The following is a 15,268-nucleotide window of genomic DNA, read 5'->3' as shown; positions in this document are numbered from 1 at the left end:
CACGAAATATCAATCGATCGCCGATTATTTCAGTGAAAACAGTGAACAACGGGCTAGAATCATGACCGGGTTGGGTTGGGGCATGTTGCGCTTGACGGCACCTGAAGCAAACCGGTGCTCCACGCTACCGACAGCCAAGGAATAATAGCCGACGACCTTGTTGCTGGAACAGACGGCATAGGTGCGGGTTGCGTCGGAGCGGAAAGCATCGCGGTCGCTATTTCTGCCACGGTGCCTTGGCATTCAAAAGCTTGCACAGACCTTGGATGTGTTTCTCTGAAGGCGGATTGTCCAAGAATGTGTATACAGGCGGGGTGCGGGACAAATTTGGCAATTTCAGGATTTGCGAGGATCGGTTTTTTTTAAAGATTAAATATCTTGGATTAATGCATTCAAGGAATCTTTTACGGGTTTCTTTGTCGTGCAGATTCGCTTTCGTCTAGGCAATAAAAAAAGGAAGTTAACTAGTTAGCTAACTTCCTTGCTTATCTGTCTGGTGGAGATGAGGAGGATCGAACTCCTGGCCTCTGCATTGCGAACGCAGCGCTCTCCCAGCTGAGCTACATCCCCTGACGTGGGAAGCCTGATATGGGGTCCGGGGCCTGTTGTCAACAGGGCTGGCGGACTTGGTTCTGAAATGTCCTAAATCAGGTAGCTTTGCAGGACCATTCCCTGTGGCACCGGGGCCTTGTCCTGGTAGATGTCCCAGTATGTCTGCCGGGCGCGGCCCAAGGCCTGGTACAAGGGGTGCTCCGTCTGGGCGCGCATCTGGGCGCAGGGCGCGTTGTTTTCATCGACCATGACCAGCCGCTCGGCGCGGTTCAGGATGCCCGCCGTGCCGATGGAGGCGATGGCCGCGATTTCCCCGGCTTCGGCCCGGGCCATGAGTTCGCCGTAGGTCATGTCACGCTCGTCGACCGTAATCCCGGATTCGCGCAGGATGGCGCAGATGCCCTGGATGGTGACCGAGGGCAGGATGAGCGGGCTTTCGGGAATCTTGACCACGGAACCATTGGTCAGCGCGATGAGGCAGCACGAGGAGTCCCACTCCGTGACGCGGCGGTCGCGCAGGGGCAGGTCCAGCCGGTCGTCCAGAAACAGGGCCGAGGTTGCTTCGGGCAGGATGGTTCGAGCTTCGTCCACGGCCTTGACGCTCAGGAGATAATTGACTCCGAGCTTCAGGTTGCCCGTGCCGTTGGCGCCTACTGCACGCACCAGTCCCGGCACGACCACGCCGTTGAAGGGTTCGCCCATGTAGCGGTCGTAGGTGCAGGTGACCATGCGGATGGAAGGGCTTTCGGGAAAGGTTACGCCGATGGACTGGGACTCGTCCACGGTGAAGGGGCGCAGATAGCCCTGCCCGCCGGATTCGCCCATGTAGTGGATGAACTCGGCCAGTTCCGGGCTGCGCAGGTAGTGCAGGATCATGGCCTCCAGTTCCTCTTCCGAGGGCACCAGGAACTGCTGGGCCGCGCCCAGGTTGAAGGAGATGGAGCGGCGAAAACGCTGCAGGTTCTTATGCAGGTTCAGAAACTGGACATGCAGGCTGCCGTCCTCGGCCGGGCCGATGAAGTAGCGGATGCCCTCGAAGGCCAGGCAGAGCCCGTAATGAATGGAGCGGGACACCGCCGGGACCTTGTCCGCCATGGGGAGCATGGCGAGGGACTTGCCCTGGAGCAGGTAGCGTGACTGGAAATCAGCCCATTTGGTGCCTTCAAAACCGGCCATGGGTCCTCCCGTGGGATGGTGAATGGTTTATTGTTGAGCCCGCGGGGACGTGCGCCCAGGGACTTGTGCCAGACCTGGGCCGGTCATGATCCGACCCTTTGCGCGGCCTTGGGGCCGGGGCCGCCCGCGACGTAGGTGTGCAGGGGAAGTTCGCTGTCCGGGCAGTCGCAGCGGTCCAGGATGGGGGTCAGAAACCCCCAGCACAGCTCCACGGCGTCCTGCCGCCAGAAAAGAGTCTGGTCGCCGGTGATGCAATCCATCAGCACCTTGGCGTAATCGTCCAGACGGCCAAGGCCCGAGCCCGCGCCGTAGGAGAACTCCATGGACTGACCCTGCAGGCAGAGCGTTGATCCCTGACCCTTGGTCTGCACCTCCAGCCGGACCACTTCATCCGGATGGATGCCGATGACCAGACGGTTGGGAGGGATGATTTCATCCTTGGACTTGCGAAACATGGAGACGGGCACGCTCTTGAACTGCACCGTGATCTCGGTGTGCTTGGCCTCAAGCCGTTTGCCCGAGCAGAGGTGGAACGGCACGCCCTGCCAGCGCCAGTTGTCCAGATAGACCTTGAGCCAGGCAAAGGTCGGTGTGGTCGAGTCCGGCCGCACGCCCGGTTCCTGCAAGTATCCCGGCACGGCCTCGCCGTCCGACATGCCCGGCCCGTATTGCCCCAGGATCAGTTGTTCATCCAGACGCTCCAGATCGAGCGGGCGCAGGGCCCGGAAGACCTTGGAGCGCTCGTCGCGGACCAGTTCGGCCTCGAATATGGACGGCGGCTCCATGGCGCACAGCGACAGGAGCATCATCATGTGGTTCTGGAACATGTCCCTGAGCACCCCGGCCTGATCGTAGAAACCGGCGCGGTGGCCGATGCCGAGGGTTTCGGCGGCGGTGATGCGGATGTGGTCGATGTAGCGGCGGTTCCAGACCGGCTCGAAGAGGGCGTTGGCGAAGCGCAGCAGCAGGACGTTCTGCACGGTCTCCTTGGCCATGTAGTGATCGATGCGGAAGATCTGGCGCTCGCTGAAATAGCGGTGCAGCACCGTGTCCAGCTCCCTGGCCGTGGGCAGGTCGCGGCCGAAGGGTTTTTCCACGACGATGCGCACGCTCGTGTCCTCGCTCTCCCGCCCAAGGTCCGCCTCGCCGAGCATGGTGGCCAGGGGGATGTAGGCGTTCGGGGGCACGGCCAGGTAGAAGAGCCGGTTTTTCGGCGTCTCGCGGTCAAGGTCGCCGAGGGCCATGCTCAGGGTGTAGCCCGATTCGGGCTCGTCGGGGTCCAGGCGCAGGTAGCGGACCCGGGGCACGAGGTCGGCCAGGCAGGACGGGGGAATGGCATGGGCGAGTTTTTCGCCGATCAGGTTCGAGTACTCATCCGCGCTCAAATCCGTGCGTCCCACGGCCAGGATGCGCGTGTCGTGGCTGAGCAGCCCGTTCTGGCAGAGGGAGGCCAGGGCCGGGAAGATCTTGCGCATGGCCAGGTCTCCGGTGGCGCCGAAGATGACCAGATTGACCGGAGCGGCCTGGGACGCGGTGGGGCATGAAGATGTGGCGGTCATGGTGCTCCCGGGGCGGTGAGAAGGTTTGCAGCGATCAGAAATATCAGGACGAAGCCAAAAGGCAAGCCCCGGTTCCCTTGCCGCCTGAGCCCGCCCCGGGCTTTTTTTCAGCGGAAAAAGAGGGCAACGCCGGCCAGGGTGACCAGGGCGCCGACGAGGCTGCGCCGGGAGACCTTGTGTCCGGTCACGACCGCAAGCCCAAGAGCGAAAAGGGGGCTGACCGAGATGAGGGTCTGGGCGATGGCCGCGTCGGTCAGCTTGAGGGCGGCCTGTTGCAGCCAGATGCCAAGGAACGTGCCCAGAAAGACGGCCAGGGTGAAGAACGCCCATCCGTTTCGGGCCGTGCCGATGGAGCGCCAGCATTCACGGCGCAGGACTATCTCGGGTTTCAGGATCGGGAGCAGGGTCCACAGCACCAGGCTGGCCGCGGCGAGACGGATCAGGGCGGCCCAGAGGGGGGTGATGTCGGTTGCGACCATGACCTGCCGGGACATGACCATGCCGGTGGCCTGACACAGGGCGGCCAGGGTAGCGAAGCCCAGGCCCGGCAGGTTCAGGCTCTTCTGCTGGGGTTGATGTTCCGTGACCACCCAGAGGATGCCGCTCATGGTCAGGAAGATTCCCGCCCAGGCCCAGAATCCGATGGCCTCGTGCAGGAAGCAGAGGGCCAGGACGCCGGTCAGCGGCGGAGCCAGGGATTCGATCAGGAGGGTCTGGCTGGGGCCGACGCGCTTTATGGCCGAAAAATAGGCGCTGTCGCCGATGCTGATGCCGACGATTCCGCTGCCCGCCAGCCACAGCCACTGCGACGTCGAGAGGGTGGGGGGCGCATCGCCAAGGACGACAATGGTCACGGTCAGCATGGCCACGGCGATGCTGCCCTTGATCAGGTTCAGGAACAGCGCCGGGGCCTTGTTGCCGGTGCGGGCGTAGATGATGGTGGCCACGGCCCAGATGAAAGCGGCCGAAAGGGCCGCGACCTCGCCTGCAAACGGGATGGTCGTCACGCCTGGGGGAGAAACGAGGTCTGGTTGGCGAAGAAGAATTTTGTGTCGAAGGGGCCAAAGCTGCCCGTTTCGGCCATGAGGGTGAAGTACTCGACCCGGCCGTAGCGGCGGGTCAGGTGCGGTCGCACGCCCATGCGCTCATAGTAGTCGGCCTTGGCGATCGGGCGTTCGCTCTCCGTCAGGTCATAGACCGCGTCCTCGACTTCGGCCCAGGCGTGGACCACATATCCCGCATCACCGGGGATCCAGGCGTGGACAACCTCGGCCAGTTCACTCTCGCTGCAGATTTCCATGGCCGCCGCAAAAGATTGTTCCTTGAAATGCATGTTCACTCCTTGGTGATGGTGTCCATGAGGGCCGCGCCCAGGGCGTTGCCGACCTCGTAATGTTTTGGAAAGACTGCTTCGGTGCCAAGGCGCGCGGCCACTTCCGGCAAGAGGAACGGTGCTGCCGCGCCGATGCCGATGATCCGGGGACGAACTCTGATCGTGATGTCCAGGAGCGCGCTTTGCTCGGACTGCTCAAAAAAATGGGCCAGGGCCGGTCCGACTTCCCGGTTGCCGAGGGCGCACAGGATGGTGGTGGCGATGGTTGCGTGGGCCTTTTCGAGCACCTGATCGCAGAACGCTTCCGGCGAGAGGTTCAGCAGCGCGGCCAACACGGCTGCCCCTTCCATGGCGGGCCTTGGGTCGCCAAGGTCCAGGCGTTCGAGCACATGCAGGGCGTCAGTGGGCGTGAATCCGCAGGTGATGACCCGCCTTGCGGCCTGGAGTCTGGCGATGGCCTTCTCCAGGCTCGATTCGGCCAGCGCCAGTTCCCGGCGCAGGCGCATGGGCGTGGCCGGGCCATGTTCGGCGAGCCAGCGCAGGATCTGGTCGTCCCCGGGATCGATGCCCGGAGCCAGCTGCACGCACTGGGCGCAGAGGTCCGCGCCGAGCCAGGCTTCGGGGTGTGTGACGGATGCCAGAGCCGGCCCGTCGAGAAGCAGGTGGATTTGGGACAGCGGCACGACCCGGGCCGGGCCAAGGCACAGGCGGCCATTCTCGACGCGCGTCAGGCTGTCGCCGCCAAGGCCCACGGTGTACATCTCCACGGCCCGCACGTGCGTGCGCCAGGAGCCGATGGTCATGCCTTCCTCGCGGACCACGGGACGGCCTTCCCTGATGAGGGTGATGTCCGTCGTGGTGCCGCCAACGTCCACGATGAGCGCCGTCTCGCCCGCCGCGGCGTGGCCGCCGAACAGGGCGGTGGCCGCCGGACCGCTGGCCACCGTGGCCGAGGAGTTGCGCACGGCTTCGGGCAGGTCCATGCTCTGGCAGTCCCCGCGCACGATGCGCACCGGGCAGGACAGCCCGAGGCGCTCCATGGACCGGGCGATGCCGCGCAGGAAGTCCTGCATGACGGGCAGCAGCCTGGCGTTGAGGACGGCCGTGGCCGCGCGTTCCTCCATGCCCGGGCGGGTGCTGGCCTGGTGGGAGCAGAACACGGGCCTTTGGTCCATGAGTTCGATGGCCTTGGCCGCGACCAGTTCGTGGGTCGGGTCCTCGAAGGCGAGCATGGCGCAGACGGCGTAGGCGTCAACGCGGCCCTTCATGGCGGCGATGCCCTGGATCAGAAAATCCATGCCCAAGGGTTCGGCTTCGACCCCCCGGGCCTTGTGGCCGCCGGGGATGAAGCGCATGTCCGCCGCCGGGATGTGCAGTCGTTTGTCGTGCCCGATGACGAAGAGTCCGACCTCCGCGCCCTTGTCTTCCACCAGGGCGTTGGTGGCCAGGGTCGTGGACACGGTCACGAGTTCGATTGTTTCCGGATTTGCGCCCGAGGCCAGGAGCACCTTCTCCAGGCTCCGGCCGATGGCCAGGGCCGGGTCGTGGGGGGTGGTCGGGGTCTTCACGCCGGCCAGAACCCGGCCGGACGAGCGGTCGAGAACTACCGCATCCGTGTAGGTGCCGCCGGTGTCGATGCCGATGACGCAGGCTGGTGGGGACATGGGAATTTCCTTTCTCCGGGGATGATCCTTCAGACGCGATTGCCTTAAGTATTTCCGGCGGTCCCGTCCAGTGGAACGGGGCGGCCGCCGGATGATGCGCGTCATGTCACGGGGGCGCATGTTGCGGGGAGCAGCGGTTTTTTTGTCACGTTCAGCCGCTTATGGTTGTATCCTCCCGCAAAATATGCCAGCAGGAGGATGGTCAAGATTCATGTCGCGGAATCGCCGCGCTCATGGGAAACCAAGGAGATATTCGTGCACGAAGAACTGCATTTGATCATGGGAGGGGAGGCCGGTCAGGGCCTGGATACCGTGTCCGGGCTGCTCGTGAAGGCCGTGGTCCGCTCGGGCAGACATCTGCTCGGGGCCCAGCATGTCATGTCCCGGGTGCGGGGCGGTCACAACAATTTTCGCCTGCGCATCGGTTCGCGTCCCGTACAGGGACCGCCGGACACCTTTCACCTGCTGGCGGCCATGAGCCAGGAAAGCGTGGATCTGCACAAGGACAAGCTCAAGGACCCGGGCATCATCCTGGTCGACGCGGCTTGGGAACTGCCTGCCGGTCCCGGCATGGTGCCCATCCCCTTTGCGGAGCTCGCGTCGCGTCCCGTGTTCCGCAACGTGGCCTTGCTTGGCGTGATCGGTGCCATGCTTGGCCTTGAGGCGTCCCTGTTCGAGGAACAGCTGAAGGAAGAGTTCAGTGCCAAGGGGGACAAGATCGTCTCCAGCAATCTGGACGTGCTGGCGTCTTCCATGAAGTGGGCCGCCGAAAACGCACCGAGCCTGCCCCTGCCCAAGGCCGATGACGCGATCAAGATGCTCAGCATGGATGGCAACCAGGCCATCGTCCTTGGCGCGCTGGCCGCCGGCGTGCGGTTTTGCGGATATTACCCCATGTCCCCGGCGACTTCCATCGCCGAAGGTCTGGTGCATGCCGCCGTCGAGATGGGTGTCGTGGTGGAGCAGGCCGAGGACGAGATCGCGGCCGCGAACATGGCGCTCGGCGCATCCTATGCCGGAGCGCGGAGCATCGTGCCCACCTCGGGCGGCGGGTTCGCCCTCATGACCGAGGCGGTGAGCCTGGCCGGAGTCTCGGAGACACCCGTGGTATTTGCCGTGATCCAGCGCCCCGGCCCGGCCACGGGCCTGGCCACGCGCACGGAGCAGGCTGACCTGGATCTTGTGCTCTACGCCGGTCACGGCGAATTTGCGCGTGCCGTCCTGGCTCCGGCCACGCTGGAGGATTGCTTTTATCTGACCCACAAGGCCTTCGATCTGGCCGAAAAGAGCCAGGGGCCGGTGTTCGTGCTCTCGGATCAGTATCTGGCCAGTGCCGCGCGCTCGGTCGCCCCCTTCGATCTGGATGGACTTGCGCCCATCGCGACTCCCGACCTCGGTGACACCGACCCCGGGAACTACCGCCGCTACAACTGGGACGAGCCCATCTCCCCCCGGCGCATTCCCGGGCATGGAGAGAGCCTGGTCCTGGCCGACTCCCACGAGCACAACGAGACCGGGAACATCATCGAGGACGGGGGCATCCGCGTGCGCATGCAGGACAAGCGCCAGGCCAAGATGGCCACGCTTCTTGCCGAAGTGCTGCCGCCTGAATTTTCCGGCGACGAGGACCCGGACCTCCTGCTGGTCGGCTGGGGATCCTCCTGCGAGGTGCTGCGCGAAGTGACCGCGAAACTGCGCGACGACGGGACCAGGGCCGCCTGCCTGTGTTTCACCCAGGTCTGGCCGCTGCTCCCGGATACCTTCATGCCGCGCCTTGAGGCGGCAGGAACCGTCGTGGCCGTGGAAGGCAACAGTACCGCCCAGTTCGCGGGCCTGCTGCGCAAGACCACGGGTTTTCACATTCAAGACACCGTTCTGCGCTATGACGGCCGGACCCTGACGGCCGGGTTCGTCATGGAGCGGCTGCGGCCCATCCTGGAGGCTTTATGATCGACACCAAGACCTACGGCGAATTCAAGACCAGCTGGTGCCCCGGCTGCGGCAACCACGACGTGCTCGTGGCCGTCAAGGAAGCCCTGGCCGGTCAGGGCATTCTGCCGCATCAGTTCGTGATGGTCTCCGGCATCGGTCAGGCGGCCAAGATCGTGCACTATCTCAAGTGCAACGGTTTCAACGGGCTGCACGGCCGTGCACTGTCCCCGGCCCAGGCCGTGAAACTGGTCAACCCGGAAATGACCGTGCTGGTGGAGTCGGGCGACGGCTGCACCTACGGCGAGGGCGGCAATCATTTTCTGGCCGCCATCCGGCGCAACGTGAACATCACGCTGATCGTCCATGACAATCAGATCTACGGCCTGACCAAGGGCCAGTCGAGCCCCACGACCATGACCGGGCACGTGACCAAGAACAATCCTCTGGGCGTTTTCGATCAGCCCTTCAATCCCGTGGCCGTGGCCGTGGCCATGCGCGCGGGCTTCGTGGCCAGGACCTTCTCCGGCTTTCACGAGCACGCCGTGCAGACCATCGTGCAGGCCATGCGGCATCCGGGCTTCGCCCTGGTGGACATGCACTCGCCCTGCATATCCTTCAACAAGGTCAACACCTTTGCCTGGTACAAGGCCAGGTGCAAGGAAGTCAGCCACGATCCGCAGGACTGGGCCTCCGCCATGACCGTGGCCGCGACGTTCGGCGAGGAGATCCCCATCGGCGTGCTCTTTCGCGAGGAGCGGCCCTCCAAGGACGCGCAGCTTCCGCAGTGTGCAGACGGGGCCCTGTATCGCAAGACCGTGGACATGGAGGCCGTGAAGCGGCGCATGTTCGCCCACGCCTGACCCGCAGGGGCGTCTTGCCAAGTGACGGGCATACGGGTAGGGCCACAAAAAAAACGAAGGAGAATTCCATGGCCAAAGCACGTGCCCGTCACATTCTGGTGGCAACCGAAGAGGTTTGCCAGGCTCTGAAAACGAAAATCACGGAAGAGGGCGGAGATTTCGCCGAGATCGCCCGCAATTATTCACAGTGCCCGTCCGGCAAGCGCGGCGGCGATCTGGGCTCGTTCGGTCCCGGCCAGATGGTTCCCGAATTCGACCAGGTTTGCTTCAACGAGGCCGTCGGCGTCGTGCACGGACCGGTCAAGACCCAGTTCGGCTTTCACCTGGTGGAAGTGACCGAGCGCTCCTGAAGGGACAGGGCGCCAAGCCTGTCTGTGAAAACCGGGCTGCTTGGTGGTCCGGTTTTTTTTGAGGAAGCGAATGGGAGAATGGGACCTATGGGACCTATGGGACACATGGGACGTATGGGTTCTTTCTTCAAACATAGGTCCCATACGTCCCATACGACCCATTCTTTTTTTAAGAGGAACTCCATGGAAGACCATATCCGCTTTGACGCCGAGGCCTGCACCCTGCTGCTTCTCGACCAGCGCAAGCTGCCTCTGATCGAGGAAACCTTTGCCTGCCGCACTGTCGAGGACGTCGTCTTCGCGCTGCAGACCATGGTCGTGCGCGGGGCGCCCGCCATCGGCGTCAGCGCCGCCTACGGGTGCCGCATTGCGCTCAGGCAGGCCATGGCCGCCGGAGCCTATTGGCGCAATGAGCTTGAGCGACTGCTCTCGATGCTGGCCCAGGCGCGGCCCACGGCGGTCAATCTGGCCTGGGCCGTCGGCGTCATGCGCGAGGCCGGAGCCGGCATCCAGGATCCGCGCGAGCTTGGCGAGGTCTGGTTGGCCCTGGCCATGAAGATCCACGCCGAGGACATCGCTATGAACAAGGCCATGGGCCGATTCGGCGGAGCCCTGCTTGCCGACGGCGACACGGTCATGACCCACTGCAACGCCGGAGCGCTGGCCACGGCGGGTTACGGCACCGCCCTTGGCGTGATTCGCGGCGCGGTGGACATGGGCAAGAAGATTTCCGTCATCGCCAACGAGACCCGGCCCTTCCTGCAGGGCGCCAGGCTGACCGCCTACGAACTGCACAAGGACGGCATCCCGGTCACCGTGGCCTGCGACAACGCCTGCTCGCTGCTCATGAAGCGCGGGCTGGTGGACAAGGTCGTGGTCGGCGCGGACCGCATCGTGGCCAATGGCGACGTGGCCAACAAGATCGGGACCTCCGGCGTGGCCATTCTGGCCCGCCACTACGGTATCCCCTTCTACGTGGCCGCGCCCAGCTCCACCTTCGATCTGGCCACGCCGGACGGCAGCCTCATCCCCATCGAGGACCGCACGCCGCTGGAAGTGACCCACGTCGGCGACACCCGGATCACGCCCGAAGGGGTCCCGGTTTTCAATTACGCTTTTGATGTCACCGATCATTCCCTGATCACGGGCATCATCACTGAACGCGGGGTTCTTTCCCCGCCCTACACATCGAGCATCGCCGAGATCATCGGCCAGGAACGCAGACCATGAACCAGTTTCTTCCCATGGTGGCCCTCATCGGGCGTCCCAACGTGGGCAAATCCACTCTTTTCAACCGTCTCATCAAGAGGCGGGTCTCCATCACCCACGACATGGCCGGAGTGACCCGGGACAGCATTTTCAGCGAGGTGCGCGGAGAAACGCGTTCGTACATGCTGGTCGACACCGGTGGCCTGGTCCCCGATTCCAGCGACGAGATCGAGATCAGCATCTTCGAGCAGGCCCGGGAGGCCATGGCCGGGGCGGACCTCATACTGTTCATTGTCGACGGCCGGACCGGGCTGCATCCCCAGGACGAACAGGTCGGGCAGTATCTGCGCCAGAGCGGCAAGGAAGTGCGCGTCATCGTCAACAAGGTCGATGGTCCCGAGCAGGAAGAGACCATGGCGGCCGATTTCTATGGTCTGGGCTTCCCGCTGGACTGCGTGTCCGCGTCTCATGGTTTCGGCATGGGCGACCTGCGGGAGATGATCGAGGAAGTCCTGCCCAAGGCCGACGCGCAGGAGCTGGAAGGCGGACACGCCCAGGGCGGGCTCAAGGTCGCTCTCTTGGGCCGTCCCAATGCGGGCAAGTCCTCGACCATCAACGCGCTTCTCGGTCAGAAGCGGCTCATGGTCAGCGCCGAGGCCGGCACCACCCGCGACTGCGTGGACGTGACCGTGCAGCGCGGCGGCAAGACGTACACGTTTGTCGACACCGCAGGGGTGCGCCGCAAGTCCAAGGTCACGGATTCCCTGGAATATTTCAGCGTCGTGCATTCCATGCAAGCCGCCAAGCAGGCCGATGTGGTGGTCCTGGTGCTCGACATCATGGACGGCGTGGTCGGTCAGGACAAGCGCCTTCTGTCCTTTCTGGACACGGAGAAGATCCCCTTCGTCATCGTCGTCAACAAGATCGACCTTCTGACCAAGGACCAGCTGGCCAAGACCAAGAAGGACCTGGTGGCCGAGTTCGCTTTCTGCGCCCATGTGCCGGTGCTGTATTCCTCGTCCGTCTCCATGGCCGGGCTGGGCGGTCTTTTGCCCCTGATCGAGAAGCTCTGGGAGCAGTGCGGCCAGCGCGTGACCACGGGCGAACTCAACCGGCTGGTCAAGATGGTCACCGAGCGGCATCAGCCACCGGTCATGGGCGGCCGCCGGGGCAAGATCTACTACATGACCCAGGCCGACTCCCGTCCTCCTACCTTCGTGTTTTTCGTCAACGACGCGAAGCTCTTTCACGGCAGCTACGTACGCTACCTGGAAAATCAGCTGCGCAAGGTCTTCCGCATGGACAAGACGCCCATCCGCATGGTTTTCCGCTCCAGCCACGACAACGAAAAAGGCAAGTAGGACAGGGCTCTCTTGACCGGGCTTTGGCCATGTCCTAGTGTCCCCCCACGCCTTGGAGCTCGCGTTCCGGGCCCAAAAAAGACGCCCATATCGAGGAGGATGTATGGTACAGAAAGCTGACAAGATCTGGTTCGACGGAAAGCTCGTGCCCTGGGACGAGGCACAGGTTCACGTCCTGACGCACACTCTGCACTACGGTGTGGGCGTGTTCGAGGGTATCCGCTGCTACGTCTGCTCCGACGGGAGTTCGGCCGTATTTCGTCTGCAGGAACACGTCGAAAGGCTTTTTTTGTCGGCCAAGATCAATGAGATGGTCATCCCCTTCACCCAGGAGCAGATTTTCGATGCCATCATCGAGACCCTGAAGGCCAACCGTCAGCCCGAGGGTTACGTTCGGCCCCTGTGCTTCATCGGTGCTGGCGCCATGGGCGTCTTCCCCGGCGACAATCCGATCCAGACCATCATCGCCACCTGGCCGTGGGGCGCGTATCTTGGGGCCGAAGCCCTGGAGAAGGGCATCCGCATCAAGACCTCGACCTTCACCAGGCATCACGTCAACGTCATGATGACCAAGGCCAAGACCTGCGGCAACTACGTCAATTCCGTGCTGGCCAAGCGCGAGGCTCTGGCCGACGGCTACCACGAGGCCCTCATGCTCGATGCTGAAGGCTACGTGTCCGAGGCCACCGGAGAGAACATCTTCATGGTCAGAAACGGCGTGATCAAGACTCCGCCGCTGGGTTCCATCCTGGCCGGCATCACCCGTGAGACGCTCATGATCCTGGCCGAAGACCTCGGCTATACCGTCGTCGAGGACCGTTTCACCCGTGACGAATTGTACTGCGCCGACGAAGCCTTCTTCACCGGCACGGCGGCCGAGGTCACGCCCATCCGCGAGATCGACCGCCGGACCATCGGCGAGGGCAGTCGCGGCCCGGTTACGGCGGCCTTGCAGGACGCCTATTTCAAGCTGCTGCGCGGCGACAATCCGAAGTACGGAAAGTGGCTGGCCCGTTACACGATCTAGGCTTTTTCCGATCCTTGAGCGCATGCCGGGTTCCGCCCTGCGGGACCCGGCGTTCCATGAACTTTTGCACCCCCACCACGCACCATGAGTCAGGAAAGCCTTACCGCCCGTTACCGCCCTCAGAGTTTTGCAGAAGTGGCCGGCCAGGACGCTGTCAAGCGCATCCTCTCCCGGGCTGCGTCCACCGGACGGGTCGCGCCGGCCTATCTGTTCAGCGGGACGCGCGGGGTGGGCAAGACCACCCTGGCCCGCATTTTCGCCAAGGCCCTGAACTGCCTGAACGGCCCCGCCCTTGAGCCCTGCAACCAGTGCCCGATCTGCCGCCAGATCACCCTGGGTTCGGCCGTGGACGTGGTCGAGATCGACGGTGCTTCCAACACCGGCGTCGACAATGTCCGCCGCCTCAAGGAAGACGTGGGCTACGCGCCGCTCGAGTGCCGCTACAAGGTCATCATCATCGACGAAGCGCACATGCTCTCCAAGCAGGCCTTTAATGCGCTCCTTAAAACCCTTGAAGAGCCTCCGGGCCATGTGACCTTTATCATGGCCACCACGGAGCCGGAAAAATTTCCCCAGACCATCATCAGCCGTTGCCAGCATTTCGTCTTCAAGCGTCTGCCCCAGGCCGAACTGGTGCGGCATCTGGACGGCGTGCTCACCCGTGAATCCATGCCTGCCGAGCCTTCCGCCGTGACCCTCATCGCCCGGCGCGGGGCCGGATCGGTCCGAGACGGCATGTCGCTTTTGGGCCAGGTCATGGCCCTGGGTTCCGATTCCCTGACCCTGGACGACGTGCGCGAGGTGCTGGGCCTGGCCGGTGGCGAGGTTTTCGTGCGCCTGATCGAATGCGTGCAGTCCCGCGATTTGCAGGGCCTGCACGCCCTGCTGACCCAGATCCTGGATCAGGGCGTGGACCTGGGCTTTTTCCTGCGCGAGCTGGCCGGTTGCTGGCGCAATCTTTTCCTGCTGCATCAGATGGGCGACGCCGCGCGGAGCATCATCGACCTTCCGGCCGAGGAAGTGGACATCTGGGCCTCCGTCGCGCCCGGATTTTCCCTCGGGCATTTGCATGCGGCCTGGCAGATGACCATGGACAGCCAGCGCAAGGTGCTGACCAGCATGGAGCCTGCCCTGGCCCTGGAGCTTTTGCTGCTCAATCTGGCGTGCCTGCCGGACCTGTTGGCCATGGGCGCCGGAGAAGCCCGGCCCGGCGGCGATTCCGGTCGCGGAGCGGCCCCCGGCCGTCCCGCCCCGCCCCGGCCGGTTTCGGCATCTGCCGCCCCAACCCAGGCCGCGCCTGCCGCCCAGGCCGCGCCTGCCGCCCAGCCAGCGCCCGTCGCACCGGCCGGACCTGCGCGAACGGGTTCGCAGTCTTTCGAATCGTCCAGGGCTATGTCACGGCCCGCGGCGTCCGGGGCGTTTGCCCCGGCTTCAGGGCCGGACATGTCGTTGCGGGAAGCGCAGGCGGATTTCAAGAGCCGGGCCGATGGCCCGGGCGCGGTTCCGCCCATGTCCTCGACGCAGGCTCCGTCTGTCGCAAAGGCCGTGCCTGCCGCACAGGCCGTGCCTGCCGGGCCCAAGAGCTGGGATGGCTTCGTGGCCTTTTGCTCCAAACGCGCGGAGGGGGCAAAGCCTCTGCCGGGGCTCGACAAGGCGCAGGGGGAGCTTCGGGGATCGGAGCTGGTGATGACGAGCCGGCACATCTTTCTGTGCGACCGTCTCAAGGCCAGCATGCCCTTGCTGACGGAAGCGGCGCGCGCCTACTTCGGTCCGGGAGTGACGCTGCGGGTTGATGCTCCGGCGGAGTCGGTGCGCAAGACCCGCACGGAACTGCGCGAGATGGCGCTGGTCGATCCCGTTGTGCGGGAGGCTCAGGAAAAATTTCAGGCCCGGATCGTCGAGGTCCGGCCCCTATCAAACGGAAATTCCAAGGAGAGCGAGATATGAACGAACTTATCAGACAGGCGCAGATGATGCAGAAGAAAATGCTGCGCACTCAGGAAGAGATAGGCAAGAAGGAAGTGGAGACCAGCGTGGGCGGCGGCATGGTCACGGTCAAGGCGACCTGTGCCGGCGAGATTCTGTCCGTGGTCATCGACCCGGCCGTGCTCGAGGACGTGGACATGCTTCAGGACATGGTCCTGTCGGCCGTCAACGAAGTCCTGAAGAAGGGCAAGGACCTGATGCAGGGCGAGATGGCCCAGATCACCGGCGGGATGAAGATTCCCGGTCTTTTCTAGGGAGC

Annotated in this window: 13 protein-coding genes and 1 tRNA gene; 8 read left to right on the top strand and 6 right to left on the bottom strand. The window is 63.9% G+C overall.

Features of this window, described 5'->3' with window-relative positions; translation table 11 throughout:
* Nucleotides 1-494: 494 nt before the first annotated feature.
* From BMZ24_RS14865 to BMZ24_RS14840, 6 genes are all read right to left on the bottom strand, one after another.
* Nucleotides 495-570: transfer RNA gene (locus tag BMZ24_RS14865), tRNA-Ala, on the bottom strand.
* A 72-nt stretch (nt 571-642) separates the two neighbouring features.
* Complete coding sequence (locus BMZ24_RS14860) at nt 643-1,728, bottom strand: aminotransferase class IV (RefSeq protein WP_092193549.1); 1,086 nt, start codon at nt 1,726-1,728, stop codon at nt 643-645.
* Between the two features lie 83 nt (nt 1,729-1,811).
* Nucleotides 1,812-3,287, bottom strand: a complete 1,476-nt coding sequence (gene zwf / locus BMZ24_RS14855; protein ID WP_092193548.1) for a glucose-6-phosphate dehydrogenase — start codon at nt 3,285-3,287, stop codon at nt 1,812-1,814.
* 107 nt (nt 3,288-3,394) lie between these two features.
* Complete coding sequence (locus tag BMZ24_RS14850; RefSeq protein ID WP_092193547.1) at nt 3,395-4,294, bottom strand: DMT family transporter; 900 nt, start codon at nt 4,292-4,294, stop codon at nt 3,395-3,397.
* The gene (locus tag BMZ24_RS14845) at nt 4,291-4,620 is read right to left on the bottom strand and encodes a hypothetical protein (protein ID WP_092193546.1); all 330 of its coding nucleotides are present in this window, start codon (nt 4,618-4,620) and stop codon (nt 4,291-4,293) included. The genes BMZ24_RS14850 and BMZ24_RS14845 overlap by 4 nt, the downstream gene beginning before the upstream one ends.
* 2 nt (nt 4,621-4,622) lie before the next feature.
* Entirely contained in the window at nt 4,623-6,284 is a 1,662-nt protein-coding gene (locus BMZ24_RS14840) for a hydantoinase/oxoprolinase family protein (RefSeq protein WP_092193545.1), read from the bottom strand.
* Between the two features lie 279 nt (nt 6,285-6,563).
* Here BMZ24_RS14840 and BMZ24_RS14835 point away from each other — a divergent pair, with 279 nt between their 5' ends.
* From BMZ24_RS14835 to BMZ24_RS14800, 8 genes are all read left to right on the top strand, one after another.
* Complete coding sequence (locus BMZ24_RS14835; protein WP_092193593.1) at nt 6,564-8,234, top strand: 2-oxoacid:acceptor oxidoreductase subunit alpha; 1,671 nt, start codon at nt 6,564-6,566, stop codon at nt 8,232-8,234.
* Nucleotides 8,231-9,076: a thiamine pyrophosphate-dependent enzyme gene (locus BMZ24_RS14830; RefSeq protein WP_092193544.1), complete on the top strand. Its 846-nt coding sequence runs from the start codon at nt 8,231-8,233 to the stop codon at nt 9,074-9,076. Before BMZ24_RS14835 ends, BMZ24_RS14830 begins: the two co-directional genes overlap by 4 nt.
* Before the next feature lie 68 nt (nt 9,077-9,144).
* Complete coding sequence (locus BMZ24_RS14825) at nt 9,145-9,426, top strand: peptidylprolyl isomerase (protein WP_092193543.1); 282 nt, start codon at nt 9,145-9,147, stop codon at nt 9,424-9,426.
* A gap of 183 nt (nt 9,427-9,609) precedes the next feature.
* Nucleotides 9,610-10,656 carry an S-methyl-5-thioribose-1-phosphate isomerase gene (gene mtnA / locus BMZ24_RS14820; protein WP_092193542.1) on the top strand — a complete coding sequence of 349 codons (1,047 nt, stop codon included), beginning with the start codon at nt 9,610-9,612 and terminating at the stop codon, nt 10,654-10,656.
* A complete protein-coding gene (gene der, locus BMZ24_RS14815) occupies nt 10,653-11,996 on the top strand; it encodes a ribosome biogenesis GTPase Der (RefSeq protein ID WP_092193541.1) in 1,344 nt (447 codons plus the stop codon). Before mtnA ends, der begins: the two co-directional genes overlap by 4 nt.
* Before the next feature lie 103 nt (nt 11,997-12,099).
* The gene (locus BMZ24_RS14810; protein ID WP_092193540.1) at nt 12,100-13,023 is read left to right on the top strand and encodes a branched-chain amino acid transaminase; all 924 of its coding nucleotides are present in this window, start codon (nt 12,100-12,102) and stop codon (nt 13,021-13,023) included.
* 84 nt (nt 13,024-13,107) lie between these two features.
* A complete protein-coding gene (gene dnaX, locus BMZ24_RS14805; RefSeq protein WP_092193539.1) occupies nt 13,108-14,970 on the top strand; it encodes a DNA polymerase III subunit gamma/tau in 1,863 nt (620 codons plus the stop codon).
* The gene (locus tag BMZ24_RS14800) at nt 14,967-15,263 is read left to right on the top strand and encodes a YbaB/EbfC family nucleoid-associated protein (protein WP_092193538.1); all 297 of its coding nucleotides are present in this window, start codon (nt 14,967-14,969) and stop codon (nt 15,261-15,263) included. The genes dnaX and BMZ24_RS14800 overlap by 4 nt, the downstream gene beginning before the upstream one ends.
* The last annotated feature ends 5 nt before the right edge of the window (nt 15,264-15,268 follow it).

Source organism: Desulfomicrobium norvegicum (genome assembly GCF_900114595.1).
GTDB lineage: Bacteria > Desulfobacterota > Desulfovibrionia > Desulfovibrionales > Desulfomicrobiaceae > Desulfomicrobium > Desulfomicrobium macestii.
The sequence above is the reverse complement of the archived record's forward strand: the minus strand, read 5'-3'. Positions and strand labels throughout refer to the sequence as shown.